This window comes from Chryseobacterium sp. IT-36CA2 (genome assembly GCF_949767875.1).
In the GTDB taxonomy this organism is placed as follows: Bacteria; Bacteroidota; Bacteroidia; order Flavobacteriales; family Weeksellaceae; genus Chryseobacterium.
In genome coordinates this window covers 196,827-223,696 of record NZ_CATKPG010000022.1, presented here as the reverse complement: position 1 = coordinate 223,696, position 26,870 = coordinate 196,827, and the positions used below count along the sequence as shown (strand labels likewise).

Sequence of the window (26,870 nt, the reverse complement as noted above, 5' to 3'; positions counted from 1 at the left end):
TTCTAATATAGTAATTTCACTTCTAACTAAAATACGGGTTCCCACATTAGTATCAGATCCCTTAACGAGTATTCTAACTGCTTAAAGAAGCAATAGCTATATTTTTAAATTAACTAGCACCATCAATTTTATCTTCAAAATCAAATATTAGTTATTTATTCCACTTAAAAACATAGTCTTGCTTCAATGATTTCTATGATAGTTTATAAATAAAAAATCCTGTACGATATTCGTACAGGATTTACTTTTTTGCGGAGAGTGAGGGATTCGAACCCCCGGACCTGTTACAGTCAACAGTTTTCAAGACTGCCGCAATCGACCACTCTGCCAACTCTCCCTAAACTCCGGCTATACCGTTGTTTTCAGTGGTGCAAATATAGAACGATTTTTATTTTCTGCAAAACTTTTCCCACACAAATTTTAACAAAACTTAATAATAGACTAGGAATCAGGGGAATTATTTTTTCGAAAACATCACCTATTCCCTATCTATGATTGCAATGAAGCTATTTTTTAAAAGCTCGGACGGATATACAAACTGATCTCCATCGTCTCCCTTTACTACAATAGCTCCCTGCTCATCGTTCAGGCATTTATCCAGCTGGGTCTTCAGGTCGTTGAGTTTTCCATGGGAAGCTTCAATGATGTAGGTTCCGGTAACGTGTGTTATTTTAATGACTTTTGTTTCCATATTCTTTTTGATTAGTCGCTAAATGTAGGAATTTCAGTTTAAGTATGAAGACATTTATTATCATGAATAATTCTTCCCTTAGAAATTAACAGATTATCTAATAAAACTATTCAATTTCCCGTACTCAATTTTATATTTTATAATTTTTGCTCCTCACAGACCACACATTTTTTCTATATTTGTAAAAACACAGCTACCCTATGACAATGGAGAAACTAAGAACTATAAGAAAGCAGAAAGGTTATACTCAGCAGCAGATTGCTGATATTCTGGCAACCGATGTCTCCAACTACAGCAGAAAAGAAAGTGGAGACGTTAAAATATTTGATGATGAATGGGAGAAACTGGCAAGAGCTTTAAATGTTTCTGTGGAAGATATTAAAGAGGAAAGAGTTTCTCAAGCGCAGACTCAAAATGCTATCCTTAATGATAGCTCAAGTCTTAATGATAATGCAAGTATTAATTATAATCTTTTTTGTAATGTACCCAATTATCTTTTGGAAAATCAACAAGAATACATCAATCTTCTAAAAGAGCAGATTAAAGCTTTAAAAGAAGAAAATGCAAAACTAAAAAAGGGATAATCTCTTCTATATAAGAATAAAAACGGCTTCCAGTGGAGGTCGTTTTTTTATTGTCTATCCTCAAAAATTCCGTTTACCCCCTTCCGAAGCCCCTATAGCCCCTTCCATAAGGGTCTGGAGCCCCTTACCTAACCCCCTCTACCCCCTTGGGTAAGGGGGTAGAGACCCTTCACTAAGGGGGGCATACCCCGTTCCGAAGGGGGTAGAGACCGTACATGAACCCCCTGGAGGTGGTTATACAAGTATCTGGAGAGGGTTTCATAACTACCTGGAGACCGTTCCAAACTGGCTGGAAGTGATTTTAGATGAGAATTTTCGAAAACCACCCCGTCAAAAATTCTTTGAATTTTCGCCACCCCTCCGAGGGAGGGGAATGTCTACGTCTTCAGCTGAAATATTTTGTCGGGATTTTTAAATGAGTTTTTATGAACTTCCTGACTCTTTACTCTCCTGCCGGTTCGAACAATTCAATTTTATTGCCTTCCGGATCCAGGATGTGAACAAACTTCCCGTATTCATAGGTAGCGACCTCATCCAAAACCGTAACGCCTTCTTTCTTTAATTCCTCTACCAATGCTTCAATATTCTCCACATGATAATTGATCATAAACTCTTTGGTGGAAGGCTCAAAATATTGGGTAGACTCTTTAAAAGGACTCCACAGCGTATATCCTTTCTTATCAGACTCTTCATCTTTCCAGTCGAATTTGGCGCCATATGGGCTGGTTGGTAATCCAAGATGGGTTTTGTACCATTCGTTTACTTGTTCAGGGTCTTTACACTTAAAAAAGATTCCTCCGATAGCGGTTACTCTTTTCATTTTTATTCGTTTTTTTCAGTTTATATAAATAGAATGCAAAACGGAATCATTTTGCTTGTTCACAAATATATTAATGTTTTCATTAGATATTTCATTAATTTCTCATTGAATATTTGATATGAAGAAATATTCTTGTTGGAAAACGCAAAGGCGCAAATAATAGTAAAAAAGACTGTTATAAGACGCAAAGATTTTATCTTCGATAAAATTGATAGCACATAACCTTTGCTGAAAATCTCACATTGAGCGAAGTCGAAATGTTCTTGCGCCTTAAAACTATACATAAAGATTAGAAAAAATTTGCCCCTTTGCTATTACCCAACAAAAAAATATAAACGCTGTTGAAAAAACGCAAAAAGATTAAACCATTAAGGAAAATTAAATAATTAAGAATATTAAGATGAAACGCTAAGCTTTCTAAAAACATCTTTGTTGTTTTCTTAATTTTCCTTCACCTCTTCAATCTCCTTAATGGTTCAAAAGATTTTCAAGAACATTATATTTTTCAAACAAAAAAGCGCACCCATCGGGCACGCTTTGTATTGTATAAACTGAATATAATTAATGTAATTCAGCCAGGTATTTTTCTGCATCCATTGCAGACATACATCCGCTTCCCGCAGCTGTAATAGCCTGTCTGTAGATGTGATCCTGAACGTCTCCGGCAGCAAATACTCCCGGAAGATTTGTTCTTGTAGAACCTTTTTCAGTAACGATATATCCGTTTTCATCAAGATCTATCTGACCCACGAAGATATCTGTATTGGGTTTGTGACCAATCGCGATAAAGATACCCTCCACATCTACTGTAGATTTCTCCTGAGTCTGGTTATTGATGATAACAGCTCTTTCTACCAGACTGTTTTCACCTTCAATTCCGATTAATTCATGGTGAAATTTCACTTCGATATTCGGAGTATTTTCTACTCTGTGAACCATTGCTTTTGAAGCTCTGAAAACGTCTTTTCTTACCAATAAAGTTACTTTTTTACAAAGTTTTGCAAGGTAAGTAGCCTCTTCTGCAGCTGTATCTCCCGCTCCTACTACTACAACATCTTTTCCTCTGTAGAAGAATCCGTCACACGTAGCACAAGCTGAGACACCACCTCCTGCATATTTTTTCTCGTCATCAAGACCTAAATATTTTGCAGTAGCTCCTGTAGAGATGATTACTGTTTTGGCAAGGATTTCTTTGTTTCCTGCATATAATTTGTGAACACCGCCTACTTCCTTAGAGAATTCAGCTTTAGTGATCATTTCGTAATGAACTTTGGTTTCAAATCTTTCTGCCTGTTTTTGCAGATCCATCATCATTTCAGGACCTGTAATCCCGGCTGGATACCCTGGGAAGTTGTCAACTTCAGTAGTGGTTGTTAATTGTCCGCCCGGCTCCAGACCTGTGTATAATTCAGGTTTCAAGTCTGCTCTTGCTGCATAGATAGCAGCGGTGAAGCCAGAAGGCCCAGATCCAACGATCACACAATCTAAAATGTTTTGCTCCATAATTTACTTTGTTCGAAAAGATTTAATTTGAATTAAGACTGCTAATTTCGGAATTTTTAATTTCTCCTTAAAGTAATTTTAATGATACTTGTCAATATCTGATATGTTGAATTTCGATAGTGATTGTTGTGAGGTTCTGAGATTTGGTTCGGTATAAAAAATTAAAACTTTTTCCTTTAACCCCCTCGAATCACATATCTCGTTACCTTGCACCACGCCTCATACCTTCATTTTAATCTTATCTACATTGATAATTTTGTATACCAGCTCCCTGATCAGTTCTGCTTCACCCATATTCACAGCTCCAAGTCCTTTTCCTTTCATATCGAATTCGCGTAGAATAGAAATGACTCTTGTAGCATGTTTTAAAGGATAAAGTCTTGCACTTTCCGCATAATCTTTGATAAAATAAGGATTTACCCCCATCTGTGACGCAATAGCCTGTGGAGACTGCCCCGCCATGGTCTGATAGATAATAACGTTTGAAAAATAATTGTAAAGGCTCGCCAGCATCATGACAAAAGGATTGTTCTTCGGGTTCTTACCCATAAAATGGGCAATTTTAAAAGCTGTATTGGCGTTTTTAGTCCCTAAAGCCTTCTGAAGTTCAAAAATATTGTATTCCTTGCTGATGCCGATATGGTTTTCAACGATTGTTCCGTCAAGAACATCGCCTTCTTTAAGGATGATTTTTAATTTGTTGAGCTCATTCGCAATTCTTGACAAATCGTTACCCAGATATTCTGCCAGAAGATGAGAAATATTTGGGGCTGTATTAATTTTAAGCTTTGCACATTCATCTGAAATCCATTTAGGAAGGTTATTTTCCTTTACAGATTCACTCAGGAAAAGAGCTTTGGCTTTATCCAGGGCTTTGGCAGCCTTTTTTCTGCTGTCCAGTTTCTTGTGCTTATGCGCAAAAACCAAGACCGTAGAAGGTACCGGGTTTTCTACATAAGATTCCAGAATTCTGTTTTCCTCTTCATTGAGTTTTAAATCCTGAGCTTCTTTCACGATAATCACTTGCTTGTCTCCCATCATCGGAAACTGTCTTGCCAAAGAAAGAACTTCCTGATAAGAGGTATCTTTTCCGTAGGTAACCGTCTGGTTGAAAGCTTTTTCATCTTCTTCCAAAAAGTTGTGTTCAAGGGCTTTTACAGCGAGATCAATAAAGTAGGCTTCTTCTCCGTGGAAAAAATAAATAGGTAAAACTTCTTTATTTTTAATATTTTTGAGGATTAAATCTAATTCTTTCATCTTATTAATGGAACTTCCAAAACTGAATTTTCAGGAAACTTTTGATTTTAAATTCAAGAAAGACAAAGATAAGTTTTTTATTTATGATTTGGTTCGTAAAACTTATCTTCTGCTCACTCCTGAGGAATGGGTAAGACAGCACTGGATACATTATTATCTTACTGTAAAATCCTATTCTACATCGGCTCTGATTACCGAAAAAAAGATTGTTCTGAATGGTCTTACCAAACGTATTGACCTTCTTATTACTGAAAAAACAGAACCTGTTATTCTGATTGAATGTAAAGCTCCCCAGATCAAATTAACAGAAAAAACATTCGAACAAACCGCGAGATATAACTCCATCATCGGAGCAAGAGAAATCATTCTGACCAATGGACTTCAGCATATCAATGCTTATTATCAGGACGGACAGTATCAGTTTTACAGACCGGAATAAAGGTAAAATCACTCTCAACAGTAATTCACAACAATATTAATTATGAAAATAAAAAACATCATTTTCGATTTCGGAGGTGTACTTATGGACTGGAATCCGAGATATTATTTCAAAGATTATTTTAATGACAACGAAAAAATGGAATACTTCCTTGAACATATTGCCCAGGACGAATGGAATATTGAACAGGACAGAGGAAGAAGCCTTGCTGAAGGAACAGAAATTCAGGTAAAGAAATTCCCTGAATGGGAAAAAGAAATCCGCGCTTTCTATGACAACTGGACGGTAATGCTGAAAAGCGATATTCCACAGAATGTAGACGTTCTCAGAAAGCTTAAAAACACTGATTATAATCTGTTTGGTCTTACCAACTGGTCGGAAGAAACTTTCCCTTATGCATTAGAAAACTATGATTTTTTTCAAATATTCGAAGGTAAAATTGTGGTTTCCGGAACAGAAAAACTGATCAAACCTGATCCTAAAATCTGGCATGTGCTTCTGGAAAGATATAACATCAAGGCTGAAGAATCGGTTTTCATTGATGATAATACGAAGAATATTGAAATGGCAAAATCTCTGGGGTTCACAACTATTCAGGTTTCTCCGGATACCGATTTAACAAAAGAATTAAAGAAATTTGGAGTTGAAGTTTAACTCATTTAAATATTTTCTTATTTTTAATACTGTTTTATAATCTGCTAATCCACAAATAATTAATTATGATACGTTCTATCTTATTAACCACAATGATTATGGCTTCAGGAACTCTTTTCAGTCAAAAACTTAAAACCGTATCCTACCAGGACGGTTCACAGAAACTGAATAGTCTTATTACTTCCAACGCAGGAAAAAAACTTCCTGGAGTATTGATCCTTCCAGCCTGGAAAGGCATTGATGAAGAAGCTAAAACAGCTGCCATTGAACTTGAAAAACAAGGGTATATTGCCTTTATCGCAGATATTTATGGTGAAGGAAAAATTCCGGCCGACAATGAATCTGCCGCTAAAACTTCAGGATATTACAAACAGAACTATCAGGAATACCAGAAAAGAATTTCGCTGGCATTGGAACAGCTGAAAAAAAACGGAGCAATTTCTGATAAAGTAGCTGTTATTGGTTATTGTTTTGGAGGTACAGGTGCTTTAGAATCAGCCAGAGGACATCTTCCTGTAGCTGGTGTTGTTTCTATCCATGGAAGTCTGGCCAGAGATCAGAGCAGAAAAAATGAAGCTTTATCTGCTAAAATCCTTGTTGAAAATCCAGCAGATGATAAAAGTGTGACTCCTGATGATTACAATAACCTCATCAAAGAAATGAATGAAGGAAACGCTGACTGGCAGATTATCACCTATGCTCATTCTAAACATACATTCACAGATCCGAAATCTCCGGATTATAACCCGACAATGGCCAAAAGAGCATGGAACCATACGCTGCTGTTCCTGAAAGAACTTTTGAAATAAATACAAAAAAGGCAAATTTGAGAATCATCAAATTTGCCTTTTTACTTTATATTTTTAGCTCGTTATGGTTTAGCCTGCAGCTCCACATCATATTTTTTCGGAGAATATTTGGTTAAAGAGCCTGTAGCAGCATCAATTCCCACTCCTATTGCACCCCCAAAAATGATATTCAGTAACGTTACGGCATTAAAAGTTTTTGTCAGTTTTACTTCCTTCTTCTCAAATCCTTCTTTTTCAAATGCAACCATCTGCTTACTTAAAGATCTTGGAATCTTTGTTGTACACGGTGTTGTGCATTTTTCTATTCCTTTGTGAAAGACTTTTGCTCCTTCAGGATTTGAAGAAAAAGCTATTGAATCCTGAGTTCCGGTAAAAATAGTTGCACATGAAGTAGTTGAAAGTGTGATTCCCAGCATGAGTACAATTGATAATTTGTTTTTCATAGATTTTAATTAGTTCATTTTTTTAAGTTCGCGAACTTACAAAATAATTCAAAAACAACCGCTATCAATTGGAGTAAATATTTCTTTAAAGACAGCATTCATAAGGGTTTCAGTATTATAAATCACAAAAGCGCACTAAAGTGCGCCTTTTCATCAATATTAGTTTTTACCTGTACATATTTATTTCTTTATCAATTGTAACGAACCGGAGCTTCCGCTAGTTGAACTCCAGTTGACATAATAGGTTCCTGATACTGAGGTTTGAATATCTATAGGCAGTTTATTAACTCCGGATTCAATATCCGTCTTATATCCATATACTGTTCTGCCCGCAATATCTGAAACCATTACCGTAATAGTTTCTCTTGCTGAAGCTGTATACTCAAACTGTGAAAGTCCACTGCTAGGATTGGGATAAAGTTTTGGTTTGTCTTGTGGGGTTTTATTTGATTTAGTTGATGTGGGAATCAAAGGCGGGCATGGCTGGCATTCGTAGCACAGAAATTTAGTACACTGAAGAAGATATTCTGCAGAAGCAGTGCGGGTAAGAGTTACACCATATCCATAGCTGTTATAAGGTCCAATGTTATAGAATAATCCTCGATCCATCTCAGGTGACCAACATCCGGGAATAATCGTAGTAGAACCTCCAACTGCAGTTGGAACCGGATAATACTGGCTTGTCAACCCGGGAGAAGGAAAATATACTTTAAAGGTTCGGACTGCGGGTGGATATCCGGGAAGACTGAAAAGCAATGGAAATGTATAGGTATGAGGATCGGTTTGGGTTGTAGTAAAAACTTTGGTTTCCGGTGTTGATCCTGACTTGATTTCCAATGAAACAGAAGAAGGTACAAATCCAGGTACATTAGCTCCAACAAACTGTCTGGTTATTTTCACTTTGTTATTGGTTGGAACGGATGGAACGCCAGGATCAGTTATAATGATCTGGGCACTTAAAGCTGTACTGCAAAATACAGCCACTATAATAAGACCTGCTTTTTTTTCTCTTAAAAATGATTCTGATGATCTGAAGATCTCTGTTAAAGTTTTTTTCATAAGATAATATTTTTGTGATGGCATTCTTTCTTATCACGGGATGCCGTTACCGATAAACAGGTACAAGTTGTCTCTTTTTTAAAGAAAAAAAAAGAACTAATGAGCAACTGAGCAGGATAAAAACACAGACGAGTATTTTAATCCTTTCAATGAGAAAAAGAACTGTAAATATGGCACATAGATTATTTCTCATTCTGGAGATTTTTTTATATTAGCCTGAAAACTATGTATCATTACCGTCTCATATTATTCCTGTTATTTCAAAGTCTGCTGATGTACAGTCAGAAGCCACAGCTTCGTCATTACAGTTTAAGTGACGGGTTACCCAGCAATACGGTATACTCTGTCTATCAGGACAGCAAAGGATTTATCTGGTTTTGTACGAGCTGGGGAATTTCCAGATTTGACGGGCATCATTTTGAAACAATCACCAGTAATCACGGACTTCCGGATAATGAAACTTTTCAGGCATGGGAAGACTCATGGCATCGATTATGGGTAAGTACCTATAACGGCAGCCCTACTTACATTTATAATGGAAAAGTATATTCTGTACAGAATGATAAACTATGCCGTCTCATGGAAAAAAGAGGAATTAATTTTTATGACATTGTTCCAAGATGGAGTCTTTATTCTGATCAACATAAAAAATATATAATAGGCAAAAACAATATTGCCAATCCAAAGGACAGCACATCATCATCTCCCCACATGCATTTTTCTGATCAGGGGAATAACTATTACATTACTTTGAAAAAGATCATAAGGAAGGATAATCCGGGATCGACAATCATTCATACATTTAAAGAAAAAGCGGTAAAAGCATGTTTTTATTTCAAAGGTCATCTTTATACAAGGCATCTTAATATCTTATATGATGTTGTATTTAAAGGAAATAAACCGATAATCAAAAAAATCGAACTGCCCAGCAATATTCTTGATCTTACGATAAGCAAAAATGGTAAAATATGGAGCTGCACAACAAGTGGAATTCTGGAATATGATCCTGATCAGGTAACAGGTCAAAACCCCAAATACATTGCGATGAAAGGCATTGTAAGTTACAGCAGTTTTATAGACAAGCAGGGTAATAGCTGGTATCCTACCAATGAAGGTGTTTATATGCAGCCTGCCAACAAAACACTGATTTATACTACAGATGATGGGCTTACAGATAATAATGTTCTGACAGTAAAATATTTGCCTGGAGGAAAACTAATCGCAGGATATAGCAACAGTGCTATTATGATCAGGGATAAAAACAGCTTCAGACCATTATACACGCTGGGTGATGGACAATGGAACAGACTCAGATATATTTCACCTCTTGATAATAACACGTTTTTAGCCGGAACAGACAAAGGTTTATATCAATGCAGCCTGGCCGGAAATCAATATACAAAAATTCTGGAATTTTCTCAAAAATCATTATTCATCAGAAATAATACTGCGCTGATAAGCTATACCAATACAGAAAAAAAGAATCATCTTATTTATGACCTTAAAGAAAGAAAATTTAGTACACTGCCAGTATTGAGTACCAACATAGCAGCACCAGCAACAGCCATTGATGCAAAAGGAACCTATTGGCTTGGAACGGTGCAGGGTTTATTCTATTATCATCCCTCTTTAAAAAAATTCATTCACGATTCGGCTTTAGGTAAAAACCGCATTACCTCTTTGAACTTTCTGAAAGACAGACTTATCATCAGTACTCATTCTGATGGCGTTTTTATTCGTGATAGACAAAGGATAATCAGGTTGAATACAACGAATGGACTTATCAGTAATATTTGTGAAAAAGCCTATGTAGATGAGAAAGAGAGATTATGGGTCAACACAGACAAAGGATTATCAAGAATCACTTTTGATAGCCTTATGCACTACTCTATTTATCATTTTTCGGCTGCAGACGGAGTTCCGAGCCATATGATCAATAATATTACATTCGGTGAAGGAAAAGCTTTTCTTGCAACATCGAATGGAATTATTATGATTAATCAGGATAAGGTCAGTAAAAGTCAGCCTTATAAAGTGTATTTCCTGAAAGCCGTTTTTAAAGACAGTCTTGTTTATTATCCTAAAAAGATCAGTCTCAAATACAATCAGAATAATGCTCAGATCTCTTATACTGCTATTTCTTATCTGGATGAGAAGGATATTAAGTATAAGTATCTTCTGTCCGGAACAGAAAATGACACCATAATTACAGAAGAGAGTACCTTAAATCTAGGAGCCTTAAAGCCCGGCAACTATCACCTCAACGTTTGGGCTTCCGGAAAAAATAATATCTGGAATACAACACCGGCAGTACTTGCTATTGTTGTAAAACCTCCCTTTTGGGAAGAACTGTGGTTTATGACAGGAGTATTTCTGTTATTGCTAATCTTAATGATCATCATTTACAGACACCGCGTCAATATTATCCGCAAAAAAGAGGCTGAGAAAACGGAAAGAAAAAAGATGATTGCCGAACTGGAAATGCAGGCGCTCCGTGCCCAGATCAACCCTCATTTTATCTTCAATGTTCTGAATGCCATCCAGAATTATTATGGTAAAGAAGATGAATTAAACGCCAATTATTATATGGCAGCCTTTTCAGATCTGATACGCAAAACCCTCACCCATTCCAAAGAACACTGGAATACCATTGAGAAAGAAATGGCTATGCTGAAAACCTATATCGAATTGGAGCAGATGCGTTTTAAAAACCATTTCACCTATGAAATTTCTGTAGATCCGGGATTAGAGCAATTAAAAATTCCAACCATGCTTCTTCAAACTTATACTGAAAACTCTATCAGCCATGGATTAAGACATTTGAAAACAGGAGGAATACTGGGAATTTCCTGCAGCCGGAGTGAAAATTCCATTATATGTACTGTAGAAGACAATGGTGTAGGATTTGAAAAAGCTCGTGAATTTGACAGCAGACCAGACGATTATAAATCTATGGGACTGAAAATTACTGCAGGCAGAATTTCCGCCATTAATGAGCTATATGGAACATCTATTTCTACAGAGATTATTGATAAAAGTACTGCAAATCCGAAAGTACAGGGAACAATTGTCAAAATAACCATCAAAAACACTCCTTTTCTATGAGCAAAATAAAGTCTATCGTAGTAGATGATGAACAGGAATCACGCGAAACTCTTCTTCGTTTCTTATCAAAATATTGCCCGGACGTTGAAATAATCGGGGAAGCCGATTCTGTGAATCAAGCTGTGGAAGTCATTAGAGAAACATCTCCGGAACTGGTATTTCTGGATGTCAATATGCCTGTTGAAAATGGTTTTAAACTGTTTGAAAAAATATCGGACATTCATTTTTATACCGTATTCGTTACAGCTTATGATCAGTATGCTATACAGGCATTTAAACATCATGCGGTAGACTATCTTCTGAAACCAATTGTGATCCATGAACTGATTATTACAGTGAACAGGGTTGCTAAACTTTTAGAAGATAAAAACAAAATACAGCAATTATCTGCCCTGCTTCAGCATATTAAAAACCCTGTAGAACAAAGCAAAATTGCACTGCCAACCATGGAAGGACTTGTCTATGTACATACTATGGATATTGTACGTCTTCAGGCTGATGATAATTATACGTCCATCTTTTTCAAAGGAGGAAAAAAAATGATGATATCCCATACATTGGCCTACTTTGAAGAAACATTGAAAGATCAAGGTTTTGTTCGTATTCATCATCAGCACCTCATCAATCTTCAGCATGTTGAGAAATACATCCGTGGACGAGGCGGCTATATTATTATGAGCGATGAAACTTCTTTACAGGTATCACAAAGGAAAAAAGATGAGTTTCTGCGGATTATTAAAAGAATGAAATAATAGAAAAAGGCAAATTCGCTGAAATTCGCCAATTTGCCTTTTTATGTTTTGATGTTATTAATCTATTCCTTATTCTTCTCTGTTTACCAACTCCATAGAGAAAGCAGGCAGGCAGATTGCAAGGTATTCACAAGGTTCTGAAAACGGGTTGCTGTAACGGATTCTTGCTCCTTTTTCAATAAGAATACTATGTCCTTTTTCGAGAACAACGATTTCTCCGTCTATTTCAAATTGCTTTTTTCCTGAAATGATATAGGTAAATTCATCAAATTCCGGAGTCTGATGAGGCTCGCTCCAATCCGGAGGTGCTACCATGTGAGCAATTGAAACATTAGAATTCCCTGTAGAGTTCCCCCAGTGTTCTTCGATCAGTTTTCCGTCTGTAGTAGGAACTACAAATGGTGACTGCTGGATTTTATATTTTTTCATGCCCAGTCTTCTTTTTTAATTTCATACACAAAATTAGTTCTTGAAGGTTCTGCAAAATAGGCTACTTCCTCTTCAGCAATTTTTTGTCCTCCTAATCTTTCTAAAGCGGTCTGCGAACGGAAATTTTCTTTTCCAATGTGAAAGTGAACTTTATCTACAAACTGAAAGATATAATCCAGCATCAGCTTTTTAACCTTAGGATTGATTCCTTTTCCCCACGATTTTGTTCCGTAGAAAGTATACCCAATGAAGATATGATTATCCTCTTGATCAAAGTCATAATATCGGCTGCTTCCCAATACATCTCCGGTAGCTTTCTCAATAATTTTGAAAGCACCATTACTCTCTATAGCTCCTCTAAAAAAGTTTTCAAAAACCTCTCTCTTATAACGATCTTTATTAGGGTGTTGTTCCCACACTTTAGGATCGGAAGCTACTTCATATAAAGATTCAAAATCCCCTTGTTGTAAGGGGATTAATTGAAATTCTTCATTCTCTAAAACAGGCTGAACAGAAAAATTCATTGTTTAGCTCTTTTTAGTAGAATCTGATTCTATTTTCTTGATTTCTTTCAATTTGTCAGAAATCTTGATCACGGTGTCTAATTTTGAAGGTTTCAAAGGAACTTCAGCCTGAGCCATATCCCATTTGATGACCAGGTTCCCTGTATTTTCATCGGTAGGATTCAAAGTGATTTCAAACCACTCCTGTTTGTCTGTCAACTTATTAACCGGTACAGTAACGTCTACTACATCTTGTTTTGGATCGTAAGTATAAGCTCCCCATTGCTGGAAGTCTTTATTCAGGATTACTTTCCATTCTTTCTCTGTAGGAACGATGAATAGTCCGTATGTTCCTGCAGGTACTGTTTTCCCTCCGAAATTAACGGCCTGTCCAAATGTAATTTTTGTAGATGAGTTAGCTCCGGCTCTCCAAACCTGACCATAAGGAACCAGTTCTCCAAAAATCTTACGTCCTTTCACTCCTGGTCTTCCATAGTCGATAGAGATCTTGGACATAGAAAACTGCTGCTCAACCTTCTGACGCGGACTTGCCGCCGGTACAGAATAATCCTGAGCAAAACTGAATGCTGAAACTGAAATGCAAACTGCTATTATTAAATTTTTCACGTGTAAATTTTTGCTTAAAATTACAAAAATCAAAACAAAATAGCTTTCCCAAACTTCGTTAATTTTTGTTTTACCGATATTTTTCTACAAATATATTTTTAACCAAATCCTTATAAAAAGTAAATTATTAACTATTGAAAATTTTACTTTTCTTAATAACTTTCCCTTTTCTGAGTTGTATTGAATGAAAAACGGAAGGAACATCATTAGTCCAGGTTTTCAATATGAAAAGAATAGCTATAATCTCTGCTCTGGTCAACAGTCCAACCCAAAAACAAAGGTTGAACAGAATGACAGACTGACATTGTAAAATAACCTGAATCAATGTTCCAAAAAGGAGTAAAGTCCAGATCTTGGCACCAATAGAATGCGTTGCTACTTCTTTTCGGAATTTTAAAAAACTTACCAGATAGATAAGAGCTTCAGCTCCTACGAGAATGATTATTTTGAAAGCATTTGCTTCAAAAAACTCCGGACACATTATATAAACAGCTACTCCTACTGATATGAAAAATATCTGATCAACGGTAGAATCCAAACGTCTGAGTTTTTGTGTGGAAACATTCAGATGCCGGGCGATAATTCCATCAAAAATATCCGTCAATAATCCGATTGATAACAAAATAACTGTAATTATTTGATAGTTTTCGATTTTCAGAAGACTTAAACCAATAATGATAAAGCCAATAATCAATCTGGAAAAAATTAAAATATCTGGGATTTTCGATTTCATAAAAAGAGAGGAAAAACTTATTTTAAGTGGCGAAAGATAGGGATAAAAATGTTTTTATTATTTCTAAAACAAAATAGCCTTTTCCAGCTCCAATAATTTTTGTTTTCTCCAGATGCCACCCGCATAACCTACCAACTCACCGTTAGAGCCTATCACACGATGGCAGGGAATTAAAATGGCAATTTTATTGATTCCGTTGGCTGTTCCTACGGCACGGATCGCCTTGGGGTTTCCCAGTATTTCTGACTGCTGTTTATAGGTTCTTATTTCTCCCATCGGGATTTCGCGAAGAAGCTTCCATACTTTTTCCTGAAACTCAGTTCCTGTAGTCAACAGCGGAACATCAAAATGACTTCTTTGCCCCTCAAAATATTCTTTCAGTTCTTTTTCCAACTGGGCAAAATGAAGATGTTCATTTTCTACAATTTCAGCCTTTAGAACCTTTGATAAAGCCTTCAGTTGTTTTTCAATATTCTTACGGTCTGTGAATTCAAGCAGACAGATTCCCTGATCTACAGCACAGGCGATCATTTCTCCCAGTGGGGTTGATATGTTTTTTTGGTGTATCATTTCCATTAGTCTAAAATTAAGCTTTTTGGAAATTACAACTTGTCTTTAATCCGTTAAAATTCTTTTTATCTGCTCAATATGTCTTGCATTATGATAAATAACAAAACGGAAGGTATCTCCTAGCTTCAGTTTGATCAGTTTGGAAATACTGATATTTGTTTTTGCCTTTTCGAGATCAACATATTGTGCTTCTTGCAGTAATTCAAGCAAATTTTCCTGTTGCTTTATAAATATATCTATTACATTTTTATTCAGCTGACTGTTGATTGGATTCATTGCTTTAAGCGTTTTCATTGTATTCAGTTTTTCTTTAGGAAGCATACTTTTAGCAAAATAATTCCCAAGAATTCCAGGCTTAAAATAAGACTGAGGAGACTTATTGGCAGAAGAAATATTGCGGCTGATTTCAGTAATATAAAAATCTCCGTAGCGATTAAGATGTTCCAGACATTCCAATGTACTCCAACTTTCTGCTGAAGTTCTGAAATTCAGATCATTTTCTGTCTTTAAAGACAACATTTCAGCAAAGTGTAAATGTCCTTCAGTTCTATTTCTTAATTCATTCAGTAATTCTGAGGTTGAAATTTTCATTACGTTTTTTATGCAAATATGCTGATCCTTCTTTTTTTAAATCTTGACTGAACTCAAGATTTTTTGAGCCTGGACAATGTTTCAGGTGACATTCTCAGATAATTGGCGATATATTTATTGGGAACTTCCTGAAACAGCTTCGGACTTCGTTTTAAAACTCTCTCAAAACGTTCTCCCGGAGCATGAATCAACAGATCTTTTTCTCTTTCAAGCTGCTGCAATACGAGATCTTCCAGAACGCTCATCCAAAATTTCATGTGTTCTTCATCTGATTGTATAAACTTATAAAAATCTTTTTTTGAAGCCCTTTTTACCGTTGTTTTTTTAATCGCCTGAATATAAAGGTCTGAGGGTTTTTCCGATAAAAAAGAGTCCAGGCTTACAATAATATTTCCGGTATACCCGAAACGAATAATCCTTTCCTCATTTTCATCCATCATAAAAATCCGGGCACTTCCACTTTCAATATAATAAATGTTGGTATCCGTACTGCCTGAAATCTTCAGAAACTCATTTCTCCTGAATTCTTTCTTTTCCCAATAGATTCCACTTTGAAGCAATTTTTCAACCATTTCATTTTAATATTTGCTTTTCCAAAGATAATAGGTAATTTTAAAGTTTTAAAACACTAATCACTGATAATGCTCAAACAAACAGTACTTTTCATACTGCTTTCTGCCGGATTTTATGGTATGAAAGCACAACAGACCATCCCCTTCAGAATCACAAAACACAATAATATTATTGTCAAAACCCTTGTCAACAAAAAGGATTCATTAGATCTGATGTTCCAGATCGCCATGAAGGATTATGCTATTTCTCCTGATGGCAAGCGGAAAGCAAAACATATTATTTTCGGCAAAGAAGAACTCAGTGATTATAATACCGTACAAATTGTGGAAATTACTCAGAAAAACGTTCGCTTTTTTGATAATCAGTTAACAGGACATGAAGCTGATGGAAAAATCGGAACCGGAATTTTTGAAGGGAAAATATTTAAAATTGATTATGATAACAACCAGTTTGTCATGTACAACAAGATGCCTGATCTGAAAGATTACCAGCCTATCAGTATCATCTTAGATCATGAAGGCTTTTATCTTGCCGCAGATAATATTATTGATGGACACCAGCAACAAGAAGCTTATTTTGTTTTACAATCAGGATTTTCCGGAGCACTTCTGTACAGCAACGAGTTTGCAGAAGAAAAGAGCCTGGAAAAAAAACTGAAGGTAACCGGAGAAAAAACTCTGAAAAATTCTGAGGGTAAGACATTAACAACCAAACAGGCCGTTCTTCCTTTTTTTAAATTGGGAAATAGTGTGTTTAAAGATGTTTCCGTAGGATTTTTCTCCGGAGAACTTAAAACACAAAATGTAAGTTATCTGGGTGCTGATATGCTCCGCAGGTTTATTTGGATCTTTGATGCTGATAGAAAGATGGCTTATATTAAACCCAGCAAATACTTTTCGGAGCCTTACTATAAAATGAATTAGAATACTATAAATTATTAAGAAAGATGATGAAGCTTAAAACTGCCACAGTCCTTTTATTTTTTCAATTGGTTATTGTTAGCTGCCAGAAAGAAGAGAAAAAAGCAGTAGCTACAGAACCAAAAATCACGAATGATACTATAAAAACAGTAAAAACTGAAGAGAAAATAGATTACAGCAACTTTAATATTTTCAGTCTGTCTGTTATTTCATCCGCAGAAAAAGATTCTGATATGGATATTTTCATTTCTGTTTCGGATATTTATAAAGGAGAACAACCGATTCCTTCAGATATTGTTAAAAATTATAAGCAGATGTCTTTCGAAGAACGCCAACATTTTGAATTAGATTCTTCCAGCAGAAAAAAACTGCTTAACGGAATTCATCTTACAGAAAATGACTCCCTGTATATTTATGAGTATGGCTCTAATAAACTTCAAAAAATGCCGGTCAGCCAATTAAAAGCTGTCGCTTATCTAAGTCCTTATACAGATAGTGAAGATTTAGATCCAGATTCTTATATGATGGGGTTTCAGGTAGCGACTCATCAAAAAACAACAGACTACGACCAATATAATAATGCCATCGCTTATTTTGGAAATAAAAATCCTTTTATAGAAAACAAAATGAAGCCTGTGAAATGGCAAAAAGCTGGAGCTGATATTTCAAAAAAATACTTTTCTCACTCAAAACTGACTCAGGGAAAAACTTACCAGTCTCAGTATGAAAATATGACGTATTATCTGCAGGATTATCTTGAAGAAGGAAATATTGTAGAGCGTAAACTTGTAGCTATCAATGATCATAAAGAAAAGATTGCTGAGAAAACGTTTTCTCTTGCAGGAAGTGATGGCGGAGAATTTCTTCCTTTGTATGGAATAGATGCTGATGAAGCAAACGTTTTCCAATATACAGGCCATCTTTTCAAAGGAAAACCTCCTGTTATTTTCGGATTCATTGCGCAATCTTTTGGCTGTCCTTCTGTTAGTTTTTTAGATCAAAAAGAGAAGGATTTTCCGATTAATTGTGATAACAGACATTAACTTTTGGAAAAGGTTTATCAGGATTCTTATAGAATGACAAACTGTGCGGATAATCTTTTAGAATAAATTTGCGAAAAAAAATTCAATAGGAACGGGCTATAATCCAGAGCTTAGTCGAAGAAAGCCCGTTAACTCTATAAAAATATAAATCCATTGGCTTCAGCCAAAACTTATTTTCAGGATTATGATACAAACAAAAAGCAAATCTGTTGATGAGCGGATTTGCTTTTTTTGTTACTATTTCTTAGGATAATATCCGTCTTTCAGATTCATAAAATAGATTTCGGGGTCTTTGAAACCATTGCTCTTCATGAATTTGATCACTACATTCAGATAGACCTCAGAGGGTTTAAAATCGGCTCCCATTTTTTCGGAAAACTTCTGATAATTTTCTTCAAGCAGTTTAGGATTTCTGGACAACTGTTTTATATCGGTTCTGAATCCTTTAAATATAAACTTTAAAGCTTCATAATTTCCGGGATAGGAAACGGTTCCGTGGGTTTCTCCTTCAAAAAAACTATGTTTATAGTTGAGAGTTCCGTTCTTTTCTATAATTTCTTTAAATTCCTCAATAGCCTGTGTCATATCAGAATTCCAGTTTTTCTGCTGTTCTTCATTGTCCGCCTGGGAAACATACAAAGATTTTTTCGCAGGAAAGTTCTTATTTTTTTCCAAATAGTCTTTCGTTCTGGAAATAGTCACTTTATTATCCCACCACAAACTCGGATCATTGGCAACATAAGCATTAAAATAATCAGGATGTAAAAGGAAGGTATTGATGGCAAACAGCCCTCCGAAAGAATGCCCTACCAACACAGAATAATCCTGAATTCTGTAATTTTTGCTGATAAAAGGTTTCAGCTCATCCTGCATGAATTTCACGAAGTTTTCACCACCTCCGCTGTCTGCGAAAAGAGTAAGAGCAGGATTTACGGGACTTTTCTTTTCAGACTTTGTCGGTGTAAGGTCTCTTGTTCTTTCTGTGTTTTTAATTCCGACAACAATACATTCCGGGATATCGGCATAAGGTGTTCTGGCAATAAAATTCGTTAATCCTGTATAATATTCAAAATTGATTTCCCCATCTAAAAGATAGATGACCGGATATTTTGCGGGATTGATGGTATTGTCGTTATACGTTTTAGGCAAATGAACCCAGATTTCTCTGTTTTCGTTCAGAGTTTTTGAAAATAAGTTTTGCTTCTCTCCTATTGTCAGTTTTTCCTGAGCATTTCCCAATGCAAACAATAAAAATAAGGGAAAATAGATAATTTTAAACCAGTTGTTCATGGTGTGAGTCTTTTCTGTGTTGATGAATATTTTTAATTTCGTTATTCTTTTTGGGTGATTTGTTTCTTCGGCCCCACCAAATCAGGAATCCGGTAACCGGGAGACTTGTACAGATAATTCCAATAATGAAGGTGAATATTTTACCAAACATTCCGCCCCAATAGCCTACGTGAAGATCGAAATTCATGTGTTCTATCACTTCATGCATCTGAACTTCTTTAGGATAATCAATTTCTTTTCCTGTGTATTTGTTGGTTTCCATACTTTTTCCGTTGACAAGGCTTTTCAATCCAATAAACTGAGCTACCCCAATATGATAGACCGTTGCGGAATCATTTCTTGGAATACTCATTCTGAACTGCTTCGCCTCCGGAAACTCTTTGAATTTTCTGTTTACAAAAACTGCATAGGAAAGTGCTTTTTTCTCCGGATCAAACTTAGGTTCATATTTTTCTGCAATGGTATGGACATCCACAGCTCCACCAAAAGCCTGCTGGGTAAGATTGGTTAAGACTTCATAAGCCATAATGAGTCCTGTAATGGTAATAAATACGGCCGGAAGCAATGAATAAAAGCCAAAAACATTGTGAAAATCGTAGTTTTTCCTGCGCCATTTTGTTCCGGATTTGATTTTAAAAGCGGTTGTTCTTGTTGTTTTGTTCCATTTTTTAGGCCACCAGAGAATCAGGCCGCCGATGAGCTGAATAAAAAAGATGATTGAGGCAATTCCCACCACTGTTTTCCCGAACTTTCCTGCCAGCAACTGGGCATGAATATGGGCAACAACATAGAAAAATTCATAGCTTTTTGTAGAACCTATTACCTTTCCTGTGTAAGGATCAAGATAATGATAGGCAAATACTCCGCGTGGTCCTCGTCCTTTCTTATTTGCTTTATCTGCGTTTTTATCTTTAGGAGGTTTGGTAGCTGAAGCTACCCTGAAACTTCTGTCTGCTTCTTTATAAGTATCAAAATAAAATGCTTTTCTGTCCGGAATCTGTTTATGAAACTGAGCAAGCAATTCTTCAGGTGTTATTTTTTTAGCATTAACCGGTACTTGAACATATTTAGCGCTTCCTCCGCACAGATCAATAATCTCATCACAAAAGACAAATACAGTCCCTGAAAGGGTAACTGTAAGTACAATGATCCCGGAAACCAGTCCGAGCCAGAGGTGCAGCCAACCGGTAATCCTTTTGGTAAGGGATTTACCCTGCTTTTTTTTAGGATTTGTTTTTTTATTCTCCATATCTCTTTTTCATCCTCAAAAAATGAAAGTGTAGAAATGCAAAGGCGCAATAGTATTTATAATGGCGTGTTTGTAAAGTGAAAAGAGTTATTCCTGCTGCCATTTACTTTAGCATATTCGAAGGCTTCAGAAATAGGTATTATAAATTAAAGCTTTGCACCTTTGCGGGTTTTCATCCTTATATTTTCTTTGAGGTTATTTTTTGTTTTTCAGGTATTAAAATTTGAATGCAAAATTGGCAAGGATTTCTCTTGGCTTCTGTGGCTGCCCGTAGAAATTCCAATAGTTTTCATTTAAGGCATTATTCATTTTCAGACCGATTCTGTATTTTTTCTTGTCATAGAAAATGGTAGCTCCTACCGTTGTATATGAAGGAGCAAGAAAATGATTGGTAATATTGATGTAGGTTTGGTCTACAAAATTAAATCCAGCCCCGAAACCAAGCCCTTCATATGCACCATCCATAATTTTGTAGCTTGTCCATAGGTTAGCGACATGTTTTGGAGTCCAAGCAATTCTTTTTCCGCTGTCTTTGCTTCGATCGTCATATTTGTTGTCGTTATATCCGTATCCTGCAACGATATTCCATCCTTTGAAAGGGTTTGCAATAATCCCTATTTCTAATCCCTGACTTTTAATATTCCCATCCTGAATACTTCCTATTCCACCAGGATCCGCAACCAGTCTGTTTTTAACATTAATATTATAATAACTCACCGTTGTCAATAGTTTTTTATGGAAAAGATCTACTTTAAAACCTGTTTCAATCTGATTTCCCTGCTCCGGATCCCATTTTGTCAAAACACCTGCTTCATTTAGTGACGGCGCATAATTTTTAAATCCGTTTACATAATTGGCGAAGAATGAAATCTGATCCTTTACAATTTCATAGACCAATCCAAACTTGGGCGAAAATTGCGTTTGACTGTACCCTGTTACTTTATTTTCAGGATATCCGTTTTTGGTAGAGATTTCTACCCCGTTTACTATTGTATCATCATTTTTATAGCTGTCTACTCTCAAACTGGCCATTACCAATAAGTTATCTGTGATATTCAAAACATCAGAGATATAACCACTTATTGTTCTGAATGTGGTGATATCAGATTCGGTAGATTTTCTCTCCTTGTTCATGAATTTGTTTCTTGAGATAGGATCCCACGCTGAAGAGCTGTCCAAATTCACTTTATCATAAGGCATAAAAACATTGCTGTATCCGTTCGCTTCATAATAAGGGAACTGATATTTTGTTCTTTGCTGGAAGTAATCTATTCCTACAACCAGACGGTTTCTTAAGCCTCCTATTTTAAAATCTCCTGTAAAATTCTGCTGAATATTGTCGGTTGTCACCTTAAAACTGTCGAAAGGGCGGATCATTCTTTCGACCTGATTGTTATTCAAATATCTAAGCACTAAAAAGATCGATTCGTTTTCATTGGCTTCTCCTCTTTGGTAAGATGTTCTTGAAGTCCATTGATCATTAAATTTATGGGTAACCTCAGCCATCGTCACAAAATTGGTTCTTTTGGAACCGATATCATTACTTGTAAATGCTCTTTTGTAAGCAACTTCAAGGTCTTTCATGGAATGTAAAGTCAGCTTTTCTGAGTTTCTTACATAAGCATTCAATGTTTTATCCGGAGCATGAAATTCGGTATCAAGCGTTACAGTGGTTTTGTCACTTACTTTGTACAAAACACTTCCTGAGAAAAATAACCCTTTGTTATACCCTGCATCCTGAAAAGAATCCTGAGAATAGGCTGCTACATTGAATCTTGCCAATGCTGTTTTCTCTTTGTTTAAAGGAGTATTTACATCAGCTGTAATCCTGTTCATTCCCCAGCTTCCCGTGGTATAATTGATAATTCCTCCGAAATTTTCCTGTGGTTTTTTAGTCACAATATTTACAACACCTCCATAATTGGCAAGTGTTCCTCCGAATAAGGTTCCGGATGGTCCTTTAATTACTTCTACTCTCTCGATATTAGCGATCTCCGACTGTACTCTTGGGTTTTGAGTCAATCCGTTTCTAAAACTGGCGTTTGAACTGAATCCTCTCATGAAAATATCGTTTCCGCTGTCGTTTACACTATTGCTTACGACTACTCCGGGAGCAGAAGCCATGGCTGTATTGAAGTCCATTGCTCCCATTTCACTGATGATTTCTTTGGGAACAAGGTTGTAAACAGTTGGATTTTCCAGATTTTCCAGAGGAAGTCTTGCGATGGATTCAGATTTTTTTGTTCTGTAATTATGAGTTCCCTGAAGTGATACGGACTGGATCTCAGCCACTTTAATGGTATCTGCTTCCTGGGCACTCAACACAGTTACGGCTAATAGAGCTGCAGAAATAATTGTTTTTTTCATGTTTATAATTAAGTTAGTTCTGCAAAATTATTTTATTTTTATTAATTCTAAATAAAAATATGACACATATCATAAAATTACCTTTACGATATAGCCCATCAATAAAGCATTTACCGAAAATAAACAACAATCAGAATTTAAATTTTTCTTATCTTCATGACTCCAAGTAAAGCTAATAATTGATTATAATTTTTAAAAATGAGTAACAATATCCAAGAAACCATTCAACAATTTCTACAGTTTATGTCGGAAAGAAATCTAACAGAATTAACGGGTCTTTTTTCTGATACTGTAGACTGGTATATCCCTGGTGATGAACAAAAAGCGCCATGGCTGGGAGTAAGAAATACAAAGCAGGAAGTCTCCGAATTTTTTGAGGTATTGTGGAAAAATACGGAACCTGTTTCTGCTAAAATCAATCATATTTTCAACGACGATGAAAATGCGGTTATCACCGGAGAATTTGTAACAAAAATGCTTGAAACAGATCGTATTGTAGAGTCTTTATTCTGTATTCAGATGTGTATTCAGAATAATAAAATTACTCGCTACAGACTGTTGGAAGATAGTTTGGCTGTTTCAAAGGCTTTGGATAATTAGCCTAAATATTATTTATCTTATTGATAACAAAATACATTGGAGTTTCTTCAACTTATCAAAAAATATTGGATATTTCTTAAACCATTAAGAAGAATTTAAGCAGTAAAGCATAGTTAAGTTAAGATAAATCATTCTGATTTTTAAGCTTAAAGCGAAGCTTATCTTAATGCTCTAAAGACCTTAATGCAATCTTAATGTTTCAAAAAAGTTTAAACAAGTTTATTATTAATGAGATTCTTCCTTCGTCAGAATGACAAAAGTCGAATCATCCGACTTTTGAGATAATGATATGTAATAATTTTTATTAAACCTAAAATTATTTTTTATATCACGGCAGAGGCTATCATCGACATATAATAATTAGCACAATGCAATGCGTTGATTAAGACAATTTCTTTTTCGGGAAAGGTTTCAAAGGCATCAGAAGTGGTAATCTGATATTCGTAATTCAGGGAAGTCCATTTCAGATGTGGCTTTATGATCATCAGCTCTACCCCATCCTGATCTGTAAGGACAAATGATTCTTTAAAAATACCTCTGTGTTTAAAAAGATAGCCATTCTTAATTCCATCAAAATAGGTTTGCACTACTATTTCCCCATTCCAGTTCATTCTGAATTTCAGAAGTACCCTTTCGTGATCTTTCAGCTCAATAGTGGTTCCCCAAAAACCTTTTGGCTCTATCTGATAGGTCTGCCCATCTGCAATTTCAATGACAGCATTAAATTTGAACCAACTTGTGTAAGTAAGTTTCCCAATTAATTTTTCTTCTCTTGTGACTTCAAAAGATAAAGAATTACTTGATTTTGCGTAATATTCTGCCATGGTTATATTGTAATTTGGTGGAATTTTTATTAGTTTTTAAAATAATAATAACAGCTTGAATTTTAACGCTCTAATTTATAAATAATTCGGTATAATTTAATAGCTTTTTAATTCAATAAAGTAAAAACCCTGTAAGAAAATACTTACAGGGTGAATTTATAAAGAATTTATCCTAAAAAATCTAATTACTTTGGAATTTTACACCCATTGTTACATTTCCTAAACCGTCTGATTCTCCTGCTAAAGCATTAACTAATGTTGCAAATCTATTTACTAAATCAAGATTGGCAATTGGAATTCTGGTAACATTCAAAATTTTACCTGCCTGCTCAGTGATCACATTTTCTGAAGCTTTTGCCAATATAGAATCTACAATATCACTTATTGGAAAGGAAAGATCGGGGAATGTTCTAAAATGAAAATCATGTCCTTTAATATTTTCTATTTTTGAAATAAAAACAATCTGCTTACTTCCCCAATCTAAATAAATTTTAAAGCTTATATCAAAGGGATCTACCTGTCCATCAAACATAGCTCCCAATGCTTCATACCTAATACAGCCAATTTTTATGCCTGCTCCTGCCTGCCCCGTTACCTCAGTAGGTAAGCTTAGCTTAAATTCAATAGGCCAGCTGCTGGTAAGATCTAAGTTTATTGATTTAACGGCAGCAGTTACAGAATAGTGCCAATAGACGGGTCCAAAACTTCCGTTATCAGAGGCTGTAACAGAGGGTTTAACTACATCAAAATTAACTCTAAGCAAATTAATAGGTGTAAACAGGAAAATATCTCCTGTACTAATTTTTTCAATATTACCATCAACTGGGTAATGCAATGTTTGAGAGTTCTGATCTATTGTAGTCTCAACAATCAGATTACTATGCTCCGGAGCATTCCCAATAGTATAACTTGTGTTATCTCCATTTTTTACTTTTGATACTGAATTAACCTGAGTTCGTCCTGTTGCATTAAAAGTTGGGCAATTATTAAAGTTAATAGATGAATCAGCGGTAAACATTAGTAAATTTCCGGACTGATCAGCGCCTAGTTTTGCATTTTCTCCAAACTTAATTCCAATAAAAGTTTTAAAAATATCCGGAAGTCGAAGAGAGTCAATAAATGCTTCTGCGATATCCCGAGCTGAGAAAAGGGATGTTGCTTTAAAGTAAACGACAAGCTGGTTCCAGTCATCAGCTACAAAATTGTAAGGTTCATTTTCAAAAAATTGCTTCAACTGATCCTCATTTTCCCAGTTTTTTACAAAATTGATCTCATTATGTACTTCATTAAATAATGAAATTTTAATATGCTTATCTAGCAATTGTATTATGCCATTAATTTCAGCATATTCGACTTCAATTTCAACAACTTGTTTTTCTTCCAAAAATCCCTTGATTTTTAATTTTAAACCGCTGAGTTGAACCTGGGGAAAAAATTCATTTGCATCTGCCGGATTAAATACATTTACAAATCTAAATGCTAGCCCTGCAGTATCAAAATCCCCTGTAAATGATACCTTCAAAGTATTTTTGAATCTCTGATTAGATTCAAGATGGCTAAAGTGACCTGATAATCTTTGTAACTGATCATTAATTAATCTTTTGATCAATTCGATTGAAATTCCTATTCCAGCATTCTGTCCGCTGAAATCCAATAAGGATAGGTGTGCATCTTGTACATTCATTTTATTAAGTTTTAATGGTTAAAATATTTGAATACTATTTTTAGTAATCAGTAACTCTCAAAATCATACATTGCTTCAACCTTAGCTGCTTCATCAATAAATGCTTATTATATATCAAAATTATTCTTTGTATGAATAATTATCAATTACCCTTTTGTGGTATTTATTTCATTAGCTTAACTCATAAAAAAAGCCTCATAGATTTTTGAAATCTATGAGGCTTATATCTTTTACAGATTATTTTTTAAACTTCTAATTAATTTTATACACATAATGATTACTGATATACCTGCTTTTATCCTTCAGCTTTTCAGGATAAAAAATTATCCCATCAATTTCAACACTTTTAATCTTATATCTCCAGCTGCCATTATGGCTTTTGTAAATTTTTGTTGTTGAATTTGGATAAAGCTCAAGAACAATGGAAGAATCTCTCACTTCTACTTTTTCAAGAGACTTTGGATTTTTGATTTTATAAAAAGCCCGGGGTGACAGTAATCCATTCTCGTAATTAAACCCAAAACTGCCGGATTCATTATCAATTGCTTTTGATATGGGATAACTGTAATTGATCTTTATTATTTTTTTGGAATCGGTCAGGTTTTGAATATAAAAATCAGTTAACCAAGAACATCCTAAAAGCACTGTTAAGAAAATACAACTTAACAATCCTATCGCAATTGATTTTATACGCATATACTGAAATTTAGATGGTTTTGTAAAAATAATCATATTGCCTTAATTTATAGGT

At 35.3% G+C, this 26,870-nt stretch carries 28 protein-coding genes and 1 tRNA gene; 9 read left to right on the top strand and 20 right to left on the bottom strand.

Annotation, left to right across the window (positions count from 1 at the left end):
• Positions 1 to 252: 252 nt before the first annotated feature.
• Both ACM6F9_RS15835 and ACM6F9_RS15830 read right to left on the bottom strand, forming a co-directional pair.
• A tRNA-Ser gene (locus ACM6F9_RS15835) sits at positions 253 to 337 on the bottom strand.
• Positions 338 to 478: 141 nt separating this feature from the next.
• Positions 479 to 691, bottom strand: a complete 213-nt coding sequence (locus ACM6F9_RS15830) for a glyceraldehyde-3-phosphate dehydrogenase (RefSeq protein WP_414846595.1) — start codon at positions 689 to 691, stop codon at positions 479 to 481.
• Positions 692 to 897: 206 nt separating this feature from the next.
• On the opposite strand from ACM6F9_RS15830, the gene ACM6F9_RS15825 reads away from it, so the two are divergent.
• Positions 898 to 1,275 (top strand): helix-turn-helix transcriptional regulator, encoded by a 378-nt coding sequence (locus tag ACM6F9_RS15825; protein ID WP_317046999.1) that lies wholly within the window; start codon positions 898 to 900, stop codon positions 1,273 to 1,275.
• A 442-nt stretch (positions 1,276 to 1,717) separates the two neighbouring features.
• On the opposite strand, the gene ACM6F9_RS15820 is transcribed toward ACM6F9_RS15825, so the two are convergent.
• From ACM6F9_RS15820 to holA, 3 genes are all read right to left on the bottom strand, one after another.
• Positions 1,718 to 2,095 (bottom strand): VOC family protein, encoded by a 378-nt coding sequence (locus ACM6F9_RS15820; RefSeq protein ID WP_414846594.1) that lies wholly within the window; start codon positions 2,093 to 2,095, stop codon positions 1,718 to 1,720.
• Positions 2,096 to 2,656: 561 nt separating this feature from the next.
• Entirely contained in the window at positions 2,657 to 3,598 is a 942-nt protein-coding gene (gene trxB, locus ACM6F9_RS15815; protein ID WP_414846593.1) for a thioredoxin-disulfide reductase, read from the bottom strand.
• Positions 3,599 to 3,817: 219 nt separating this feature from the next.
• A complete protein-coding gene (gene holA, locus ACM6F9_RS15810; protein ID WP_414846592.1) occupies positions 3,818 to 4,855 on the bottom strand; it encodes a DNA polymerase III subunit delta in 1,038 nt (345 codons plus the stop codon).
• 7 nt (positions 4,856 to 4,862) lie between these two features.
• Between holA and ACM6F9_RS15805 the strand changes: the two genes are divergently transcribed.
• From ACM6F9_RS15805 to ACM6F9_RS15795, 3 genes are all read left to right on the top strand, one after another.
• The gene (locus ACM6F9_RS15805) at positions 4,863 to 5,294 is read left to right on the top strand and encodes a type I restriction enzyme HsdR N-terminal domain-containing protein (protein WP_414846591.1); all 432 of its coding nucleotides are present in this window, start codon (positions 4,863 to 4,865) and stop codon (positions 5,292 to 5,294) included.
• A 42-nt stretch (positions 5,295 to 5,336) separates the two neighbouring features.
• Positions 5,337 to 5,948 carry an HAD family hydrolase gene (locus tag ACM6F9_RS15800; protein WP_414846590.1) on the top strand — a complete coding sequence of 204 codons (612 nt, stop codon included), beginning with the start codon at positions 5,337 to 5,339 and terminating at the stop codon, positions 5,946 to 5,948.
• A gap of 65 nt (positions 5,949 to 6,013) precedes the next feature.
• Complete coding sequence (locus ACM6F9_RS15795; RefSeq protein ID WP_414846589.1) at positions 6,014 to 6,757, top strand: dienelactone hydrolase family protein; 744 nt, start codon at positions 6,014 to 6,016, stop codon at positions 6,755 to 6,757.
• A gap of 62 nt (positions 6,758 to 6,819) precedes the next feature.
• Here ACM6F9_RS15795 and ACM6F9_RS15790 read toward each other — a convergent pair whose 3' ends face one another.
• Together ACM6F9_RS15790 and ACM6F9_RS15785 are read right to left on the bottom strand one after the other, a co-directional pair.
• Positions 6,820 to 7,200: a PEGA domain-containing protein gene (locus ACM6F9_RS15790; protein ID WP_414846588.1), complete on the bottom strand. Its 381-nt coding sequence runs from the start codon at positions 7,198 to 7,200 to the stop codon at positions 6,820 to 6,822.
• Between the two features lie 180 nt (positions 7,201 to 7,380).
• Positions 7,381 to 8,259 carry a T9SS type A sorting domain-containing protein gene (locus ACM6F9_RS15785; protein ID WP_414846587.1) on the bottom strand — a complete coding sequence of 293 codons (879 nt, stop codon included), beginning with the start codon at positions 8,257 to 8,259 and terminating at the stop codon, positions 7,381 to 7,383.
• A 273-nt stretch (positions 8,260 to 8,532) separates the two neighbouring features.
• Here ACM6F9_RS15785 and ACM6F9_RS15780 point away from each other — a divergent pair, with 273 nt between their 5' ends.
• Both ACM6F9_RS15780 and ACM6F9_RS15775 read left to right on the top strand, forming a co-directional pair.
• Positions 8,533 to 11,364, top strand: a complete 2,832-nt coding sequence (locus tag ACM6F9_RS15780) for a histidine kinase (RefSeq protein WP_414846586.1) — start codon at positions 8,533 to 8,535, stop codon at positions 11,362 to 11,364.
• On the top strand, positions 11,361 to 12,116 hold the full coding sequence (locus ACM6F9_RS15775; RefSeq protein ID WP_414846585.1) for a LytR/AlgR family response regulator transcription factor: 756 nt from the start codon (positions 11,361 to 11,363) through the stop codon (positions 12,114 to 12,116). The genes ACM6F9_RS15780 and ACM6F9_RS15775 overlap by 4 nt, the downstream gene beginning before the upstream one ends.
• A 69-nt stretch (positions 12,117 to 12,185) precedes the next feature.
• On the opposite strand, the gene ACM6F9_RS15770 is transcribed toward ACM6F9_RS15775, so the two are convergent.
• The 7 genes from ACM6F9_RS15770 to ACM6F9_RS15740 all read right to left on the bottom strand — a co-directional run bounded on the left by ACM6F9_RS15770 (position 12,186) and on the right by ACM6F9_RS15740 (position 16,141).
• A complete protein-coding gene (locus ACM6F9_RS15770; RefSeq protein ID WP_105683499.1) occupies positions 12,186 to 12,545 on the bottom strand; it encodes a cupin domain-containing protein in 360 nt (119 codons plus the stop codon).
• Positions 12,542 to 13,069, bottom strand: coding sequence for a GNAT family N-acetyltransferase (locus ACM6F9_RS15765; protein ID WP_414846584.1), 528 nt, complete (start codon positions 13,067 to 13,069; stop codon positions 12,542 to 12,544). Before ACM6F9_RS15765 ends, ACM6F9_RS15770 begins: the two co-directional genes overlap by 4 nt.
• Before the next feature lie 3 nt (positions 13,070 to 13,072).
• Entirely contained in the window at positions 13,073 to 13,675 is a 603-nt protein-coding gene (locus ACM6F9_RS15760) for a DUF2911 domain-containing protein (protein WP_034696226.1), read from the bottom strand.
• 127 nt (positions 13,676 to 13,802) lie between these two features.
• Entirely contained in the window at positions 13,803 to 14,408 is a 606-nt protein-coding gene (locus ACM6F9_RS15755; RefSeq protein ID WP_414846583.1) for a CDP-alcohol phosphatidyltransferase family protein, read from the bottom strand.
• 63 nt (positions 14,409 to 14,471) lie between these two features.
• A complete protein-coding gene (locus ACM6F9_RS15750) occupies positions 14,472 to 14,984 on the bottom strand; it encodes a methylated-DNA--[protein]-cysteine S-methyltransferase (protein ID WP_414846582.1) in 513 nt (170 codons plus the stop codon).
• Between the two features lie 39 nt (positions 14,985 to 15,023).
• Positions 15,024 to 15,569 (bottom strand): DinB family protein, encoded by a 546-nt coding sequence (locus ACM6F9_RS15745; protein ID WP_414846581.1) that lies wholly within the window; start codon positions 15,567 to 15,569, stop codon positions 15,024 to 15,026.
• Between the two features lie 53 nt (positions 15,570 to 15,622).
• Positions 15,623 to 16,141 (bottom strand): Crp/Fnr family transcriptional regulator, encoded by a 519-nt coding sequence (locus tag ACM6F9_RS15740; protein WP_414846580.1) that lies wholly within the window; start codon positions 16,139 to 16,141, stop codon positions 15,623 to 15,625.
• A gap of 69 nt (positions 16,142 to 16,210) precedes the next feature.
• Between ACM6F9_RS15740 and ACM6F9_RS15735 the strand changes: the two genes are divergently transcribed.
• Positions 16,211 to 17,065: a hypothetical protein gene (locus ACM6F9_RS15735; RefSeq protein WP_414846579.1), complete on the top strand. Its 855-nt coding sequence runs from the start codon at positions 16,211 to 16,213 to the stop codon at positions 17,063 to 17,065.
• Between the two features lie 23 nt (positions 17,066 to 17,088).
• Entirely contained in the window at positions 17,089 to 18,105 is a 1,017-nt protein-coding gene (locus ACM6F9_RS15730; protein ID WP_414846578.1) for a hypothetical protein, read from the top strand.
• Between the two features lie 237 nt (positions 18,106 to 18,342).
• On the opposite strand, the gene ACM6F9_RS15725 is transcribed toward ACM6F9_RS15730, so the two are convergent.
• The 3 genes from ACM6F9_RS15725 to ACM6F9_RS15715 form a co-directional block, all read right to left on the bottom strand.
• Complete coding sequence (locus tag ACM6F9_RS15725) at positions 18,343 to 19,395, bottom strand: alpha/beta hydrolase (protein ID WP_414846577.1); 1,053 nt, start codon at positions 19,393 to 19,395, stop codon at positions 18,343 to 18,345.
• Positions 19,379 to 20,644, bottom strand: a complete 1,266-nt coding sequence (locus ACM6F9_RS15720; RefSeq protein ID WP_414846576.1) for a PepSY-associated TM helix domain-containing protein — start codon at positions 20,642 to 20,644, stop codon at positions 19,379 to 19,381. Before ACM6F9_RS15720 ends, ACM6F9_RS15725 begins: the two co-directional genes overlap by 17 nt.
• Positions 20,645 to 20,860: 216 nt before the next feature.
• Positions 20,861 to 23,011 carry a TonB-dependent siderophore receptor gene (locus ACM6F9_RS15715; protein WP_414846575.1) on the bottom strand — a complete coding sequence of 717 codons (2,151 nt, stop codon included), beginning with the start codon at positions 23,009 to 23,011 and terminating at the stop codon, positions 20,861 to 20,863.
• A gap of 198 nt (positions 23,012 to 23,209) precedes the next feature.
• On the opposite strand from ACM6F9_RS15715, the gene ACM6F9_RS15710 reads away from it, so the two are divergent.
• Entirely contained in the window at positions 23,210 to 23,611 is a 402-nt protein-coding gene (locus ACM6F9_RS15710; protein WP_414846574.1) for a nuclear transport factor 2 family protein, read from the top strand.
• A 323-nt stretch (positions 23,612 to 23,934) separates the two neighbouring features.
• Here ACM6F9_RS15710 and ACM6F9_RS15705 read toward each other — a convergent pair whose 3' ends face one another.
• From ACM6F9_RS15705 to ACM6F9_RS15695, 3 genes are all read right to left on the bottom strand, one after another.
• A complete protein-coding gene (locus ACM6F9_RS15705) occupies positions 23,935 to 24,435 on the bottom strand; it encodes a hypothetical protein (RefSeq protein WP_414846573.1) in 501 nt (166 codons plus the stop codon).
• A gap of 181 nt (positions 24,436 to 24,616) precedes the next feature.
• Positions 24,617 to 26,119 carry a hypothetical protein gene (locus ACM6F9_RS15700; protein WP_414846572.1) on the bottom strand — a complete coding sequence of 501 codons (1,503 nt, stop codon included), beginning with the start codon at positions 26,117 to 26,119 and terminating at the stop codon, positions 24,617 to 24,619.
• Between the two features lie 252 nt (positions 26,120 to 26,371).
• Positions 26,372 to 26,815, bottom strand: coding sequence for a hypothetical protein (locus ACM6F9_RS15695; RefSeq protein ID WP_414846571.1), 444 nt, complete (start codon positions 26,813 to 26,815; stop codon positions 26,372 to 26,374).
• Positions 26,816 to 26,870: the final 55 nt, after the last annotated feature.